Origin of the sequence: Acinetobacter sp. T_3_1, from assembly GCF_025377055.1 — a bacterium.
GTDB lineage: Bacteria > Pseudomonadota > Gammaproteobacteria > Pseudomonadales > Moraxellaceae > Acinetobacter > Acinetobacter kookii.
Genome location: NZ_JACHVD010000001.1, coordinates 513,579 through 529,679 on the forward strand (window position 1 = coordinate 513,579; position 16,101 = coordinate 529,679).

A 16,101-nucleotide genomic window follows, 5' to 3' on the forward strand; every position below is an offset into this window, starting at 1 on the left:
ATTAGGAGTTCGAGTATGAACTTTTCAGTTTATTGGCAACATGCAGATGCAGTGAGTAAAACCCTGTATTTCGTGTTATTGGCAATGTCGATTGCGACATGGACCATCTTCGTTTTACGTATAATGGGGACTCGCCAACTGAAGCAACAAGCTTATGCTCAACTCTCTCAAGCGTTAAGCAAGTTAAAGGCAAAATTTGCGCCTTTAAATTTTGAACAGCGTAAAGCTGTTGCAGAACAAGCTTTGTTGCGTCAAATCTCAGCTGAAAAAGCCAATGCTGAAAAAGGTGTTGCAGTGTTGGGTACAATTGCTTCACTGGCACCGTTTGTAGGTTTGTTTGGTACGGTCTGGGGTATTTTCCACGCGCTGGTTGCGGTCGGTAAAAGTGGTCAGGCTGGTCTGGCACAAGTGGCAACACCGGTGGGTGAAGCCCTGATTATGACCGGTCTGGGTTTGGCGGTCGCGATTCCTGCAGTACTGGCTTATAATATTTGTACCCGTGTGAACCGTGGTTTGGCACATGAGTTACAAGATCAGGCACACAGTCTGTTGATTGACACCATGTTGCAACAGGACAGTGCAGCTCAGGTAACGACTCAAGCAACAACAAACAATCTGGTTGGAGGTCAAGCTTAATGGGCTTTCAATTGGGTGAAGACAACGATGTAGGTATGAATGAGATGAATCTCATTCCACTGATCGATATTATGTTGGTATTGATGATCATCTTCCTGGTGACAGCAACCGTTGCTAACCCATCAATTCCATTAACCTTACCTAAAACCACGGCAGATATTATGGATTTGCCACCTAAAAACGTCACCATCAGTATTAATGCAGGTGGAGAAGTTGCCTGGAATGGCAAGGTGCTCACGCTTGATGAGTTACAGACAAAATTTAACGAAGCTGGTCAAGAAGAACGCCAACCGACAATTGTACTGAAAGCAGATAAAGAATCACGTTATGACACTGTTGCTCAAGTGATGTCTCGTGCGAGTGAAGCCGGACTCAGCGATATTGCTTTTGCAACCGATAACTAATCTGATCTTTTAAAAAAAGCGACCTTAATGGTCGCTTTTTTTATGTCTAATATTGGTTGGAGCAGATTATTCAGATTTCAGCAAGTCCTGAAACTTGCTGCGCAATTTCATTAGCTTCGGTGGAATGGTGAAATTGCAGTAGCCTTGGGAAGGGTTGCGGGCAAAGAAATTCTGGTGATATTCTTCCGCAGGGTAGAACTGCGGTGCAGGGCTCAGCTCGGTCACAATATTTAAACCTTGCGCTTTTAAATGCTCAATGGCCTGTTCTGCCTGCTGTTGCTGTTCATCATTAAAATAATAAATGACTGAACGATATTGAGTGCCGATGTCATTACCTTGATGGTTTAAGGTCGTTGGATCATGGGTGGTAAAAAATACATCCAAAAGCTGGGCAAAGCTAATTTGCGTTTCATCATAATCAATCAGAATCACTTCCGCATGCTGGGTGTCACCACGGCAAATATCCTCATAACTGGGATGTTCAGTATGACCGCCAGCATAACCGCTGACCACTTTTTCCACACCTTTTAACTGTAAAAAAACGGCTTCGACACACCAGAAACATCCACCACCCAATAATGCTTGTTGCATGATCTTATCCTGTATTTGCTTATTATTTTTAATATAGGGGCTTTCTATGAAGCGACAATGAATTTATACATTTTAAACACAAAAGCCTGAGATTTCAGGCTTTTATTTAAACAATTAACGTGGTTGCACGGGGCTTGTAAATTGCAGCACTACATTGCCATGACGATCCAGCAGTTTTAGCGTTTTTCCAAACACCTGATAGTTTGCGACTTTCGCCAAGGCTTCATTAAATTGTGGCGCTACATTGTTGCTATCCAGACAGGCCATCTTGGTGCCCGCCATTTGACCGAGCACGAGCGTATCTCGCCCTGCTTCATAGCTGCCCATAATGCGATTGCAACCATCGGCACCGCTGACCCGTTTGCTGGCAGCATCAAACTGCAAGCTTGGAATATTGTGGGCAGTCGGTGCTGTCTTGATTTCGGTATTGCCAATATGGGTGGCAATCCAGGTACGGTTTTGCAGTTGTACCAAGTTTGCAGCCTCAATAGGAGGTGCGGCATTCGGTGTGGTTTGACAGCCGGTAAAAGCAATTGCAGCGCCCAGTATGCCGACAGCAAACATTTTTTTTAACATATTTGAGTTCTCATTCTTGGTTTAACTTGGAGTCTATATAAACAAAAAAATAGGCTTTTCACTAGGATTAAATGGAATGTTTTTATATTTTTACTTTTAAAATTCAGTTAATTCATCCGTTATTGGCTGGGGGATGCCGTGGCGAATCAATGTTGAATATTTGCTACTGGAAAGATGCTTAAATTGTCTCACGCGCGGGTTGATATAAGCAATGTTGTACCATTGCTTGATGCTTAAATCATGTGAAATGGCATTTAAGTCATAGAGATAATTCGGCAAATAGCCAGAAGCGAGCAGGCGGTAATCTGCCGGAAAAGGCCTTTTTGATATGGCCTGTACCCTGTCAAATACCAGCGTGGTACAGTTGCTGGTCAGGCTGTTGTACCATCTCGGCTGCTGCCTTAATTCGTTGGCTTTGTGCAGATATTCTTCAAACAGGGCGCGTCTTTCGCTTTTTGACATATTAATCGGGAAGAAATAGACCTGTTCACCACGGATATTGCTGCGCGTATAGATCAGGTCCTTTTCATCTGCTGCAATCAGGCTGAGTTCGTATTTTCTGAAAAATCCTCCATAAGTTGAAAATTCTTCATTTTTTTGTTTGCGAATTTCAATTGAGAAGGTCAGCGGCGGGCTGTTGGCAAAATCAAAACTGACCAGGGTATGCGCAATGCGTGGTCCCATCCAGTAGGAAGTAATAATATTTACCCCCGTGATCTGGTTTAAATCAAACTGACGGGTTTCCCAACGTTCATCATAACTGCCATCTGCATGCCAGTTAAAATTGCGTACATTGTTTAATGTCACTTGATCGCCGTGCTGCCGATAAGACAGCACTTGGGCAACTTCCGGATTCCACTCGCGATCTTGCCGGGCTTCTAGGCTAAAATACCAGAATAAGCCGACAAGAAAAAACAGAACATAGATCAGCACATCGGTCTGACGGTTCAAGACATATTGGGTGAGGTAAATGCCGAGGATGCTTAAGGCAAAAGCGATCCAGAGGCCGATCAGTATGCGGGTGCCAAAGCTGCCCAAAGGTTCCTGAAACCATAAGGCCAGACACAGCCAAATAGAGGACATAATAACGAACAGGCCGAACACGGTATGGACTAATACCATGCCCAAAGCAAGAAGGAATTCTCTTGTTCCAGTATTATGCATATTTGACTGTTATAAGTAATTATTACCTTTATTTTCGGTAAGTTGCGAACTCAAAAGCAATCCCGGTTTTGTCGTCAATATGTTGTTCTGAGGCGACCTTTTTAAATTCAGCCGGAATTTCCGGATAGTAGGCATCGCCTTGAACATCCAGTTCAACATGGGTCAGTTCCAGGCGGTCGGCAATGTTCATGGTCTGTTTAAAAATTTCACCACCGCCAATCACAAAGATTGCTTCGGGTTTTTCTGATGCCTTAACATCGGCAATGGCTTGAGCCAAGGCATCTTCAATCGAGTAGGCTACTTTGGTGCCGTCAAACGACCAGTCCTTGTCCCGGGTAATCACCCAGTTGACCCGTTTTGGCAAAGTGCGGCCCATAGACTCCAAGGTCTTGCGGCCCATGACCACCACACCGCCTTGGGTGATTTCCTTAAAGTGTTTCAGGTCAGCTGAAATGTGCCAAGGCAGGTCATTATTTTTGCCAATGCAGTGCTGTTGATCCATGGCCACAACATGCACAACTTCTAAATTTTGGAAGCTCATTTATTTAATCCTTGTGAATAATTCCAAAATCCTTCCTACATTTTTCCCCTTTAGTACAGGAGGGAAGAGGGATTTAAAGTTTTGATATCCAATTCCTTCTCTTGCGCCATATATGGCTCAGGGATGAGGAATATATTCCGTAAGAGGATGAGGAGGTAATTTACCTCTCCCTGACCCTCACTGACAGAATTGTTTAAAGCAGTGCTTAAACAATTCTTCAGGAGAGGGAACGCTAAAAAGGAAAATTAAACCGCTACTGGCGCTTTAATGCCGGGATGCGATTCATAGCCGACAATTTCAATATCTTCAAATTTAAAATCAAAAATATCTTTGATTTCAGGGTTTAATTTAAGCTGACATAGGGGTAGAGGCTGACGGCTAAGTTGCAATTGAGCCTGTTCAAAGTGGTTCACATATAAGTGCGTGTCGCCACCGGTCCAGACAAAATCGCCCACGCCCAAACCGCAAACCTGCGCAATCATGTGCGTGAGCAGGGCATAGCTGGCAATGTTAAAGGGAACGCCCAGCGCCTTTATACCCCCAAATTTCTGCACAATATGCCTAGATAGGCAGTGTTCAACACCATATTCTGAATGTGCACTTTTTATTTTGAACATTTAGTCTGTCTATCCGTAGCATTTGCAAAAAGAGTTATAACCAAATTATACCTAGAATCGGTTTTTATTGCACAAATATTCAAAAGCTGAAATTTTTCCAATTTATCCGAATTCTAGTCGCGACTTGAGTATAAGGTCTGCCTAAATTCTGTAAATTTGTACAAAACTGAAATTCTCGCATGTATCTCGTTGACCTGACTTAAAATGTGCTTTGCTGACAATTTTCATCTAATTATTTGATGCAGTACATCTTGGTTTCAACCAAAATTAAGTGATTTAATAAAAATTCTTTCGCTCCTTTAAATACATTTTTATAAATAAAATCAAAGACCCTAAATAAAAGAAGTAATCTACTCGTCGATGTAGTTTTTCAAATAGTTTATTAATGGGTAATTGATAAACAGAATTTTGATTATTTGAAATATAATTCGTCAAAGAATAGTCCAAGTATATTGATAAAACTATACCAATAACTACACCTAAAGTAGGGATAAAAAGAATTCTACTCCGCATTGATATAATTGTAAGTAATAATTCAAGTTCACTCTCTATCCAATTTCTCATACAATTTCCATTATTATCTAAACATTCACACAGTTTTATTTTTAGCTTCGATTATTATTAACTTCTAAATAAAGATTTAATAGATTTCCAAATTTTTGAAAGCCAATTATCATCATTTAGTAAGGAGTTAATTATCTGTTTATTCTTACTATCAATATAATTTTGTTTATCAAGCTTATCTTTCTTTTGGATGTTAGCGATTTGCTTCTGTGTAAATCTATTAGCCCAAATAACTTGATTATTCGTAATGAAATAATGTGATTTACAACTATAGTTCCAGTTTCCTATGGATGGTCTCAGTGAAATCGTATCCATATTCTTTTTGAGTTGCCAGTCGACTGGTGAGAGAGGTGTAACCACCTCTTCACCACATCCACAACAACACTTATGAATAGCAGTTTGATAAGTTTCACTGACATACAGCTTACCCTCTTCAATAATTTCAGGGATAAACTCTACATATACCGGTGTAATCTTTTTAACTACCATTTACTAGTCCTCGGGACAATCATCCCTTGTTAATGATTGGAAAGGAATTACAAGATTCATATTATGGGCATTAAATTGATCGAGATAGAATCCCATAAATTGCTTCCACCTCATTACAGCTAAGGCAGCATTTAATGCATTGATATCAGCAACTTGTATATTACTTCGATAGATAGCATCTTCATCATCTTCTTCTAAATTGAGCCGTGACGGTAAATGACTATTCAAAGTATTAGTTGCAAGAGTAATACGACATGTTCCACGTAATTTAGGATCTCCATTTACACTATCTTCTATCTCCACCCCCATCCCCACATCAATAAAGGGAATACCTTTTTGAACTAAATGATCTGTAATAACTCTCCGAGCCGTTCCATTATCAACAGCAACAAAAACGAAAGTACATTCATCCAATTCATGCACATTTTGCTCATCTATGAAATAATCATGAGCAAAAATACCCTCTCTCATTGCTGAATAAATCTCACGAAAATATTCAACCTTCTTAGGTAAGGTTCGAAGTTGCTCTAATGAGGCAGCTCCAGGGGCCCTAAACGCATTATGTGTTTCGAAGGTATCTGCATCGAATAAATGAATTTCTTGAACTGGAGTCTTTACAAGTAGATCCAAGATAAAACTTCCAGTACCACCTACCCCAACAATACCTATACGAGATTTTTCAAGCTTCTGAGTAATGGCAGTAATCCCTACACGAGATGAGGCTGTATCTGGATAATGGAATACTGATCGTTCATCACGTTGGGCATGTACTACGCCTGTACGTCCATCAGCATTGGGATCAACAACTCGAGCTTGACTAACGAACAGCATGTGATAATGGACTACCTTGTCATAGAAATTTGTAAAATCCTGTCCATTGGGTTTATTTGACAAATAATAATCAGCATTAAAGTCGTCAAAGAGAATTGATTTATTCTCACTGTGTACAACTTGAGACATCCCATTACCAACAGCATCATGAGGGAACTCTCCCTTAAAATACATGGTATGGTCTTGGGGCCTTGTATCAGTTTCTCCATCATCTACAAATGGACAAACCAATGTTGCTAACTTTATTTCACGTGACTGATTGAGGTAAGGAATAGAATGCACAAGCAAATGCTGGCGCTTGATATCAATTTCGAACCCGTCTTCAATCAAGCGCTTTATTGATGGATTAAGAACGGTTTGTTTTATTGACATCGAATTTCATCCCATTTCGAATTGCTACTGACTGTCCAGCTACTAAAGTTCCATCTACTGTTTGAGGTCCAGCATATGCAACTGTATAGACAATATTGGGATCAACCTGATCCGAAAAGGCTAGCTCAACCACTTCTTCATAACTAATTCGTTCGTCATACACTTTTTTAGGACGTGCATTGACAATAATGTTGACGAACTGATCTTGATTACCTTTACCATTTTCTGAATGTTGTGACATTGTGTCATTCCTTCATTATTTATTGGCAAGGTCCTTTATTACGGTTATAATTAACTTCGCCAAAAGAAAACCGTTTAGACCTTGTAATTTAATTTTTTAATTAGATTGCTCTAACTAAACACTAAAGCCTCAATGTATTTTCATTGAGGTTTTTTTATGCTCGGACAAATTAACCCATTAGATGCCACCTCCTTTTTTTACAGGATTTTCAAGTTCCTCTTTCAACAATTGATAATTGCTGGAGAGTGTTTTTTGATCAGCATTCATAATGACATGATCATTTTGATCATGTCAAGTGGTAGTTTTGATGATTTTATGCCATATTAATGATTGTATATAATTGCTCAGTCATGGTAGAGGCTTTATATAATGGAAGAAAAAAAAATTAATAAAAACTTGGAAGAAAGGCTAAGATTCATTGAGCTGACTTTAAGATTCAAAGGTTGGTGTTCTAGGTCTGACCTCACCAAAAAGTTTGACATATCCTTGCCAGCAGCTACTCGAGATTTCAGAGAGTATAGGGATTTATGCCCAAATAATATGAATTTTAATGAAGCAGAGAAATATTATGAAATTAATATGCATGAGTTCGTTCCTCATTTTCCAATTAATTTCAAAACAGCAATAGGCTTCATAAGAAATAGTACCAATTCAAAGACTATTGGGTTGAGTGAATTCGATTCTATTCAGTCACCTCCAAGACTTTCTGAGCCTGATTTAGATGTTCTACTAAAAATAACTAGAGCAATTTTGGGTAACAAAGCTATAGAGACTGAATATTTCTCAGTTGATAATGGTTTTTCCAAAAAAAAACTTGCCCCTCATTCCTTAATTGATAATGGATTAAGATGGCATATAAGAGCTTATGATTATGAAAAATGTAGATTTGCTGATTTCGTTTTAACACGATTTAAGAATGTACAAGAAACCAATATAAAAATTGAAAAAAATGAATCTAGGGCACAGGATAATCAGTGGAATAGATTTGTTAGATTAGAACTTATTCCTCACCCAAATTCTAATAATGTTCAGTATCCTGAAACATTAGTACATGACTATAATATGAAAGATGGAGTTAAAGTCATCGAAGTAAGAGCTGCTGTTGCTGGCTATTGGTTGCGTCTATGGAATATTGATTGTTCACCTGACCATAGTTTAATAGGAAAGGAATTTCATCTTTGGTTAAGAAATTCTGTTGCTTTATATGATGTTAATAGTGTGTATCTTGCTCCAGGCTATAAAAAATGATTCATAGTGCATGTTCCTGTAATAAGTCGGCTACTTATTCTTGTTCGTAACAGACTACTAAGTAGGATTGGCTTGAGGCTTTCAAGCGTTCTTTTTATTGTCCTTCAGTTTTCTCAAATACTTCTGTTTTGTGCAAAACCATGTGCTTAATTGGCTGATCGGTTAGCTTGGAAATATTCAGAAGACACAAACCATTTGTTGTTCCAGCTGTTCACGATGAGCAGCTTCAACGATCTCTTGCATGTTTTGAAACTCTTCAAAACTAAGAACTACTGCTTCGGGCGTATTGTTTGTGCAAACAAAAATAGACCTATGATTGGCTTTGATATTTTGAACAATTTTACCCTAATGTTTGCGAACATTAGTGGCAGAAACTGTTGTACCATTAACAAAAGACAGTCTATCTATATCTAAGACCTCATAATATATGCCATAGAATATCAGCAAAGTTACATATGTAATTTAATTATTGATGGTCTATTGGGAATAGGACTGAGTGGTCGTTCCATCCAAACTTTCTAAACGATATAAATCGTATAATTCTTTACCTAGAACTCAATCTTTACTCCACGGCATTAAAAATACTTTTCAGTAAATAGAAGTTAATAGGGATATTTTGACTGATCTAAAATAAAGTAATTTAAAATCTCTGGTGATAGACTTTAATTTATAGTTTTAATTTTCTGACGTTTTTCTATGCTCTCCATTAATTTAATATTTAACTCAGTTTTACCAATTTCAATTTCAATTTCAAATATATAATCTTTTAATATGTATTCTAATTCTTTATTTTCTCTACATAGTGAATTAAGGAAATTAATGTTGTCCTTTTTAATATCTATGAGGAATAGAAGTTCAGTCTTTTTTTTAGAAAAACAGCTTACTAATTTTTTATTTTTTAAGTCACTTCTTAACTCTTTGAGAAGTTTTGTCTCTATATAACGGTGTAATTTTGTTGATGAATCTTTTTTATTAACTTCTAAGTATCCTATATTAACTAAGATACTTAGTCCTTTATACATTTTATTTCTATCTTCTAATGTTTTAGACGGGGCATTAGATTTAATTTTTCCCCAAAAATGTTTTGCTTCCCAATTTAATATTTCACATTTTTCAAAAATTTCCATAAATTCATCAAAGAGTGGTAGGGTGACAGGATTCATATCTAAGTTAACACCTTATATAAAATGAGGATTATAATCCGTGGATATATAGTCCTCAATTGGTGATATTTCTGTTTTTTGAACGATTAGCTTCAAATGTCAGAATTATCTATCAAGATTGGACAATTAATCCGCAATCAACGCTTACAGTTAAAAATGACGCAGGAATCATTAGCTCTTCAGTGTGGTATAGATCGAAGCTATATGGGCAGAATTGAACGCGGTGAGGTTAATCTCACTGTTGAAAAAATTTATGAAATTGCATTTGTGTTAAAAGTTAGTGCTAAAGATTTGCTACCTTAAAAAATTAAATCATCTATTATATCTGGCAGGTATTGCTCGTTATGAAGTTGGATAAGCCTTGCGGACATTCCTAACGAAAGCGGTTTTTCAACATCTAAAATTGGATGATCTCCTATAAATAGCATTTCTGCCATGTCACAGTTGAAATGAGTTTGTATCATTTCATAAATTTGCTGTTCTGGTTTGATATAGCCAACTTCATAACTGAAAACAATAAAATCAAATAAATCAGGAATTAGCTTCTTTAGTTGCTCACCATAAGGTCTAGCCAAGTTGGAGCAAAGGGCAATTTTATAACCACGTTCTTTTAAATTTTGTAGTGTGGAAACTGTATCCTCGTATAACTCAATTGTTTTTAGTTCCTCTTGGAAATCCTCCTTAATTTCATTTAAAAGTTGTTTCGTTATGGCATATCCAAATAATGCAGCTAATTGCTGAATATTCACATTATTAGACCTAATGAGTTTGGCATCATTGGCATGAGGTTTTCTCCCATTTTCTTTAAGCCAAATCATCAGCTTACGATAAGGTGACCGTCCCGATTTAATTTTAATTAGTGTGCCAAAAACATCAAATATTATTACTTTAGGATGATTCTTCATGCCATTTCAAAATCTAATTTTCAGATTATTCTAGTTTAATATTATTTCCTTATAGAAATCCGAAACCCATTCATTAGCGCCAACTCCTGTCGCATCTCCTTTAATTCAAATAGCTTTTTTTCTTGATTTCTCCCACAATACTCTCAAAGAAATTTGAGAGTCATCAGTGTGATTACAGGCGAAATTAAAAGCAAAATTGATCAAATTTGGGATGCATTTGCAAGTGGTGGTATTGCTAATCCTCTAGAAGTCATTGAGCAAATGACTTATTTGCTGTTTATCCGCCGACTTGATGAAATTCAGATCACCAAAGAAAAGAAAGCTAACCGTCTCAAAATTTCTGTAGAAAAACCAGTTTTTACACCAGAACAAGATCACTTGCGTTGGTCTAAATTTATTACGCTGGGCGATCCAACGCAGCTTTACAGCACCATTGCTAACCAAGTTTTCCCATTCATTAAAAGTATTGGCAGTGAAGATGACACTACTTACAGTCATCACATGAAAGATGCCCGTTTCACGATTCCAAATGCTGCGCTTTTAACTAAAGTGGTTGATCTATTGGCTGCTGTGCCAATGGATGACAAAGATACCAAAGGTGATATTTACGAGTATATGCTTGGTAAGATCGCATCAGCAGGTCGTAACGGTCAGTTCCGTACTCCTCGTCATATCATTAAGATGATTGTGGAGCTGATGCAACCAAAACCAACAGATACCATCTGTGACCCTGCTTGCGGTACAGCAGGCTTTCTCGTTGCAGCCAGTGAATACTTAAACGAACATCACAGCACCGAGATTTTTGCCAATCCTGAAGCAGCGAAACGTTTTAGTGAAGAAACCTTCTTTGGTTATGACTTTGACAGCACCATGCTTCGTATTGGTTCAATGAACATGATGCTGCACGGTGTAGAAAACCCAAGTATTGAAAACCGTGATTCTTTGAGTGAAGCGCATTCACATATTGCTGAAAAATACAGCCTAATTCTTGCCAATCCTCCTTTTGCAGGGAGTTTGGACAATGAAAGCTGTGCTAAAAATATTCAGGCTGTGGTAAAAACTAAAAAGACTGAATTGTTATTTTTAGCCTTGTTCTTACGTCTACTTAAAACAGGCGGTCGTGCTGCGGTGATTGTGCCTGATGGTGTGTTATTCGGTTCGTCTAAAGCACATAAAGATTTGCGTCAAAAGATTGTGGAAGAGCAAAAGCTTGAAGCGATTATTTCCATGCCGTCAGGTGTATTTAAGCCTTATGCAGGGGTTTCCACTGCCATTATGATTTTCACCAAAACCATGTCTGGCGGTACGGATAAGGTTTGGTTCTACGATATGCAGGCAGATGGTTATTCGCTGGATGATAAGCGTAATGAGCTAGATTCATCTAAGCATGAAAATAACAATATCCCTGACCTTATTGCTCGTTTTAAAAATTTAGAAGCAGAAACCACACGTAAAGCGACTGAACAAAGTTTCTTGGTGGATAAAGCAGACATTGCTGCCAATGGTTATGATTTGTCGATTAACCGTTATAAAGAAGTGGTGTATGAGCAAGTTGAATATGAAGCCCCAAGTAAAATTTTGGCGGATTTAGAGCAGCTTGAGCAGGATATTCTGCAAGGAATGAGTGAGCTTAAGGAGTTGTTGAAATGACAAAGTTTGTCAAATTAGCGACCGTAACAGAAATCGTTATGGGACAGGCTCCTTCTAGTAATGATTGTAATAAAGATGGAACTGGAACTCCTTTTGTTAAAGCAGGTGAATTTGGTTTATCTAGACCACTTATCAAAGAGTGGACAACTAACCCTTTAAAATTTGCTAAGTATGATGATGTCTTATTATGTGTAGTTGGGGCGACTTGTGGAAAAATTAATAAAGGTTTTGATGGAGCCATAGGTCGATCAGTTGCTGCTGTAAGAGCTAAACCGGAATCTATAGATAAAAATTACTTATATTATTTTTTACAAACGTGGTCTCTGCGTTTAAGAGCTATGTCACAAGGTGCTGCTCAAACGGTTATCACAAGAGATATGATTGGTAATTTAGAAATACCACTCCCACGTATTGAAGAGCAACGCCGAATTGCCTCTATTTTAGATAAAGCGGATGAATTACGCCAAAAGCGTCAGCAAGCGATTGAAAAGTTAGATCAGCTTTTACAAGCTACGTTTATTGATATGTTTGGTGATCCTGTCAGTAATCCTAAAGGGTGGAATTTAGGTAAGTTGGGTGATGTTATTCATTCTGCAAAAGATGGTCCACACGTTAGTCCAAGTTACTCTGAAACAGGAATTCCTTTTTTATCTACTCGACATGTAAGAGCAGGAAAAATAGTTTGGGACGACTTAAAATTCATCACAGAAGAAGATGCTCAGATACATTGGAAAAAATGTAAACCTACTAGAGGTGATATTCTTTATACCAAAGGTGGGACAACTGGTTTAGCAGCAGTTGTCGATACAGATTTAGATTTTGCTGTCTGGGTTCATGTGGCTTTATTAAAGACAAACCACGATAAAGTAAGATCTGAATGGTTAGTTTCCATGCTCAATACACAATATTGTTATGAACAATCTCAAAGGTACACTCATGGAATAGCAAATCGTGATTTAGGGCTCAAAAGAATGGTTAATATTGAAATGTATATTCCACCGTTAGATGAGCAAGATAAATTCGTTAATTTTAAAAATAAATTATTGAAAAATAATTTATTATTTGAGAGTAGCTATTCTTCTCTTGAACAGTTATTTAAATCATTACAAAACCAAGCATTTAACGGCACTTTATAAAATTGAATTTAAAAAATGAGGGAATATATACATGAGCAACTTTCAGTTTTTAGAACCTGAAAAGCCCGTGTATATCCCCTCTAAAATCTACTTAAAATAAATATAAAAATTTGATAGCGGGACAAATCTTGTCTATCAAATGCATTATGCTAAACCAAGTTCAAGAAATAAGCATAAAACTATGAATGCAAAAGAATCTTTCGTATCCCAGTTTTTACGGATTTTAAATGTCTTTCACGCGTTGCCAAGATCACCCAATCACCATATTTCTATTGAAGATTTACTTGAAAGCCTAAAAATCACTTATGAATCATTTCATGCACCGCGTAAAACACTGCAACGTGATTTAAAAACATTAGATGAAATTTTGCATCGAGGTCATCTAGATAAAATTGTAGCAAGCGGTCGTCGTTCGGCTTGTTACCGCTTATCTTCAGATGCTCAATTCAATTTAAATAAACAAAATATTATTCAAGATGAGTTTCAATCCCTTGCAACTATTCATAGTTACAATTTTTTAAAACCATATTTTCCAGAATCTTGGCAAAAGACACTTTCTCAACAGTTTGAACAAGCTCAAAACGTTTTAGATCTAAAAAACAAAAATGTATGGCTGACAAAATTTGGCTTTGCGTTGGACGGGGCTTTTCAAACGCATCTCAATCCAAAAAATGAAATTAAAGAACTCATTTTTAAGTGCATTCACCAAGATAACTCATGGTTAGAAATTTTATATCACCCTGAAGCTTTTGAAAGAGAAGCAACGCACTATACGATTAAGCCACATGGAGTTATTGTGAGAGGCAGAAAGCAGTATCTCATCGCTTCTAAAATTAATCATAATCGTAAAATCCAGATTCGTACCTTTACCATGCATCGAATTTTACATGCAGAACCAACGCCAGAAAGTTTAAGCATCGATATACAAGATATTGATATGCAAAAAGCAATTGAACAATATGAGTTTGAAGGTTTCTACAATGATAATGATCAACCGAAAGAAATTCAGTTGAATTGCTCAAATGTCTTACTATCTGAGCTGAAATTTTCAGAAATTCATCCATCACAGCAGATATGGAATGATGATGCAGACGCTTATTTTACCTTAACCGCTGAAATGCCTATTACTCAATCTTTCCTTGAATGGTTGGTGCAAAAGGCTCAATGGATTGAGGTCGAATACCCCGAGGACTTAAGAGAAGAAGTCAAAAATAGAATTATAGAAATGGCACAAAATTATGCACTTGAAATCATAGATGATGATCTTGAATGGCAAGAGGATGTTGAGGAAAATTTCGAGGAAGAAAGTGCAATACAGACGTTTGAAAGTATTCTCGCTGAGCCTAAGGACGATAATGTAATAACCCTACACGATCTTTTCCCGCAAGCTGTCGAATTTATAAGTGATAAAGAGATGATTAGCACAGCTGAGCTGCAAAGAAAATTACTGATTTCTTATAACTCGGCTGCAAAAATCATAGATCAGCTGTTACATACGGATTTTATAAAAAATAGTGAAAGTGCAGGCAAATACTCAGTTTTAATTAAAAAATAAGGAGAGATACATGGAAGATGCTCATGTGATACCACTAGATTTACAGACTGCTCAAAGTTGTTTAAAGCAATTTAAACAACTGAATGAAGTATTGTCGTTAGATCAGGACAAAGAATCATTTGTTCCTTTAAGTATATATCAGGCTGAAAAGGCAATTCAGGCTTTTAAGAAGTTACCATTCACTAAAACGCATCGTAAATCCTTTATTGAAATAATGGGGCTTAGCCATTTAGAAAATGTAAGTTCGAAGACACTTGCTTTTTTTTTAGATAGCAAAGAAGAACATAATTTAAATGATCTTGTGATTAATGCATTATTTAGCGTTCTTGGTGAAAGTTTTCCATATCAGATACATACAGAAAATATTATTCTTGAAAAAAGGACAGAACAAGGACGTATTGATCTTTGGGTAGAAACTGATGAACACATCCTAGTGATTGAAAATAAAATTCATCACCATGCAAATGATAATCCTTTTGAAGATTATGTTTCACATGCTCATGCCAACAATCCTAAAAATAAAAAATTAATATTTATTCTATTAGTAATTAAGGAACCAGAATCAACGCCTGATGAAAATTATATCGTCATTAAACACTTTGAGTTATCTAAATATATATTGAATGGGCTTGGGCTAAAAAGCTTACAGGCAGATCAATACTATCTTACCTACCTAATTGATTATATTTCAGCTTTAGAAAAATTTAACCCACATTCGGAGTATGCAAAAATGCAAATGGACATCGTCAATTTTTATCGTAATAATCGTGAAATTTTAGAAAGTATTCAAGATGAGAATAATAAAGAATCTGTTTACCAATATTATGAACAAAAAGTACGTGAAATTGTTGAGTTGTTACAAGATCAAGGATTAGGCTTTATTTCAACTGACGCAGAGTTTTTAAAACATGAAGAAGATTTATCCTCTATAGGGGGCTCTTTAAGTAGCAATACTTTGCACACGACGCAGGATGATTACCAGCTAGAATTTGAGATTTATACAAGTACAGCATACTCAAATTTATGGTGCCGCCGCTTTAAAGCTAAACATATGAAGAAGCAAGATTCTCTCGAATTACAGACTTTTTTAAAAAATGAGAATATTCCTTTTGTTGAACAAGATGATCATTATGATGTTTTATTACTTGAAGAAAGCGAGTCAATTTCAGCTGAAGAGTTTGTAGAAAAAGCTTCACCAATAATTAAACAAATACTGAGTAAAAGTGGTGTAACAAGCTATTAGAATTTTAAGCCAAAGAACTAGACGGATTTTTAGAGATCCGTTTAGTTGATGTATCCTAGTTTTAAGTTTGAAATCATTTTTAAAGAAGGCTCACAATAAGTGACGTTATAGTTAGAATTTTTTGATATTCCGGTCATATTTTAAAAATTAATCTTATACTTTAGATAATTAAATA

18 protein-coding genes and 2 pseudogenes are annotated in these 16,101 nt (G+C 36.7%); 8 read left to right on the plus strand and 12 right to left on the minus strand.

Annotation, left to right across the window (positions count from 1 at the left end; translation table 11 throughout):
* Positions 1 to 15: 15 nt before the first annotated feature.
* Positions 16 to 636, plus strand: a complete 621-nt coding sequence (locus H4I94_RS02295) for a MotA/TolQ/ExbB proton channel family protein (protein WP_261181255.1) — start codon at positions 16 to 18, stop codon at positions 634 to 636.
* The gene (locus H4I94_RS02300; RefSeq protein WP_092819045.1) at positions 636 to 1,040 is read left to right on the plus strand and encodes an ExbD/TolR family protein; all 405 of its coding nucleotides are present in this window, start codon (positions 636 to 638) and stop codon (positions 1,038 to 1,040) included. The genes H4I94_RS02295 and H4I94_RS02300 overlap by 1 nt, the downstream gene beginning before the upstream one ends.
* Positions 1,041 to 1,106: 66 nt before the next feature.
* On the opposite strand, the gene msrA is transcribed toward H4I94_RS02300, so the two are convergent.
* The 9 genes and pseudogenes from msrA to H4I94_RS02345 form a co-directional block, all read right to left on the minus strand.
* Positions 1,107 to 1,631 carry a peptide-methionine (S)-S-oxide reductase MsrA gene (gene msrA, locus H4I94_RS02305; RefSeq protein ID WP_261181256.1) on the minus strand — a complete coding sequence of 175 codons (525 nt, stop codon included), beginning with the start codon at positions 1,629 to 1,631 and terminating at the stop codon, positions 1,107 to 1,109.
* A 114-nt stretch (positions 1,632 to 1,745) separates the two neighbouring features.
* A complete protein-coding gene (locus tag H4I94_RS02310) occupies positions 1,746 to 2,207 on the minus strand; it encodes an META domain-containing protein (protein ID WP_261181257.1) in 462 nt (153 codons plus the stop codon).
* 96 nt (positions 2,208 to 2,303) lie between these two features.
* Entirely contained in the window at positions 2,304 to 3,371 is a 1,068-nt protein-coding gene (locus tag H4I94_RS02315; protein ID WP_261181258.1) for a DUF4105 domain-containing protein, read from the minus strand.
* A gap of 28 nt (positions 3,372 to 3,399) precedes the next feature.
* Positions 3,400 to 3,912: a dihydrofolate reductase gene (locus H4I94_RS02320; RefSeq protein ID WP_261181259.1), complete on the minus strand. Its 513-nt coding sequence runs from the start codon at positions 3,910 to 3,912 to the stop codon at positions 3,400 to 3,402.
* Between the two features lie 245 nt (positions 3,913 to 4,157).
* Positions 4,158 to 4,529, minus strand: coding sequence for a thymidylate synthase (gene thyA, locus H4I94_RS02325; protein ID WP_314732906.1), 372 nt, complete (start codon positions 4,527 to 4,529; stop codon positions 4,158 to 4,160).
* Between the two features lie 79 nt (positions 4,530 to 4,608).
* A pseudogene (locus H4I94_RS02330) lies at positions 4,609 to 4,794 on the minus strand (hypothetical protein); the annotation flags it as partial.
* 356 nt (positions 4,795 to 5,150) lie between these two features.
* On the minus strand, positions 5,151 to 5,582 hold the full coding sequence (locus H4I94_RS02335) for a DUF6527 family protein (RefSeq protein ID WP_261181260.1): 432 nt from the start codon (positions 5,580 to 5,582) through the stop codon (positions 5,151 to 5,153).
* Between the two features lie 3 nt (positions 5,583 to 5,585).
* Positions 5,586 to 6,785, minus strand: coding sequence for a ThiF family adenylyltransferase (locus H4I94_RS02340; RefSeq protein WP_261181261.1), 1,200 nt, complete (start codon positions 6,783 to 6,785; stop codon positions 5,586 to 5,588).
* Positions 6,760 to 7,026 carry a multiubiquitin domain-containing protein gene (locus tag H4I94_RS02345; RefSeq protein WP_261181262.1) on the minus strand — a complete coding sequence of 89 codons (267 nt, stop codon included), beginning with the start codon at positions 7,024 to 7,026 and terminating at the stop codon, positions 6,760 to 6,762. Before H4I94_RS02345 ends, H4I94_RS02340 begins: the two co-directional genes overlap by 26 nt.
* Before the next feature lie 369 nt (positions 7,027 to 7,395).
* Between H4I94_RS02345 and H4I94_RS02350 the strand changes: the two genes are divergently transcribed.
* Entirely contained in the window at positions 7,396 to 8,274 is an 879-nt protein-coding gene (locus H4I94_RS02350; protein ID WP_261181263.1) for a WYL domain-containing protein, read from the plus strand.
* A gap of 94 nt (positions 8,275 to 8,368) precedes the next feature.
* On the opposite strand, the pseudogene H4I94_RS16240 reads toward H4I94_RS02350, so the two are convergent.
* Together H4I94_RS16240 and H4I94_RS02355 are read right to left on the minus strand one after the other, a co-directional pair.
* Positions 8,369 to 8,613 (minus strand): annotated as a pseudogene (locus H4I94_RS16240) (type II toxin-antitoxin system Phd/YefM family antitoxin).
* Between the two features lie 323 nt (positions 8,614 to 8,936).
* Entirely contained in the window at positions 8,937 to 9,437 is a 501-nt protein-coding gene (locus H4I94_RS02355; protein WP_261181264.1) for a hypothetical protein, read from the minus strand.
* Between the two features lie 96 nt (positions 9,438 to 9,533).
* Here H4I94_RS02355 and H4I94_RS02360 point away from each other — a divergent pair, with 96 nt between their 5' ends.
* Positions 9,534 to 9,740 carry a helix-turn-helix domain-containing protein gene (locus H4I94_RS02360; RefSeq protein WP_261181265.1) on the plus strand — a complete coding sequence of 69 codons (207 nt, stop codon included), beginning with the start codon at positions 9,534 to 9,536 and terminating at the stop codon, positions 9,738 to 9,740.
* On the opposite strand, the gene H4I94_RS02365 is transcribed toward H4I94_RS02360, so the two are convergent.
* Positions 9,737 to 10,342, minus strand: a complete 606-nt coding sequence (locus tag H4I94_RS02365) for an HAD family hydrolase (RefSeq protein ID WP_261181266.1) — start codon at positions 10,340 to 10,342, stop codon at positions 9,737 to 9,739. The genes H4I94_RS02360 and H4I94_RS02365 overlap by 4 nt on opposite strands.
* Positions 10,343 to 10,510: 168 nt before the next feature.
* Here H4I94_RS02365 and H4I94_RS02370 point away from each other — a divergent pair, with 168 nt between their 5' ends.
* From H4I94_RS02370 to H4I94_RS02385, 4 genes are all read left to right on the plus strand, one after another.
* Positions 10,511 to 11,992, plus strand: coding sequence for a class I SAM-dependent DNA methyltransferase (locus H4I94_RS02370; protein WP_261181267.1), 1,482 nt, complete (start codon positions 10,511 to 10,513; stop codon positions 11,990 to 11,992).
* The gene (locus H4I94_RS02375) at positions 11,989 to 13,128 is read left to right on the plus strand and encodes a restriction endonuclease subunit S (protein ID WP_261181268.1); all 1,140 of its coding nucleotides are present in this window, start codon (positions 11,989 to 11,991) and stop codon (positions 13,126 to 13,128) included. The genes H4I94_RS02370 and H4I94_RS02375 overlap by 4 nt, the downstream gene beginning before the upstream one ends.
* A gap of 181 nt (positions 13,129 to 13,309) precedes the next feature.
* Positions 13,310 to 14,683: a WYL domain-containing protein gene (locus H4I94_RS02380; protein WP_261181269.1), complete on the plus strand. Its 1,374-nt coding sequence runs from the start codon at positions 13,310 to 13,312 to the stop codon at positions 14,681 to 14,683.
* Positions 14,684 to 14,693: 10 nt separating this feature from the next.
* Positions 14,694 to 15,926, plus strand: a complete 1,233-nt coding sequence (locus H4I94_RS02385) for a PD-(D/E)XK nuclease family protein (protein WP_261181270.1) — start codon at positions 14,694 to 14,696, stop codon at positions 15,924 to 15,926.
* Positions 15,927 to 16,101 lie beyond the last annotated feature (175 nt).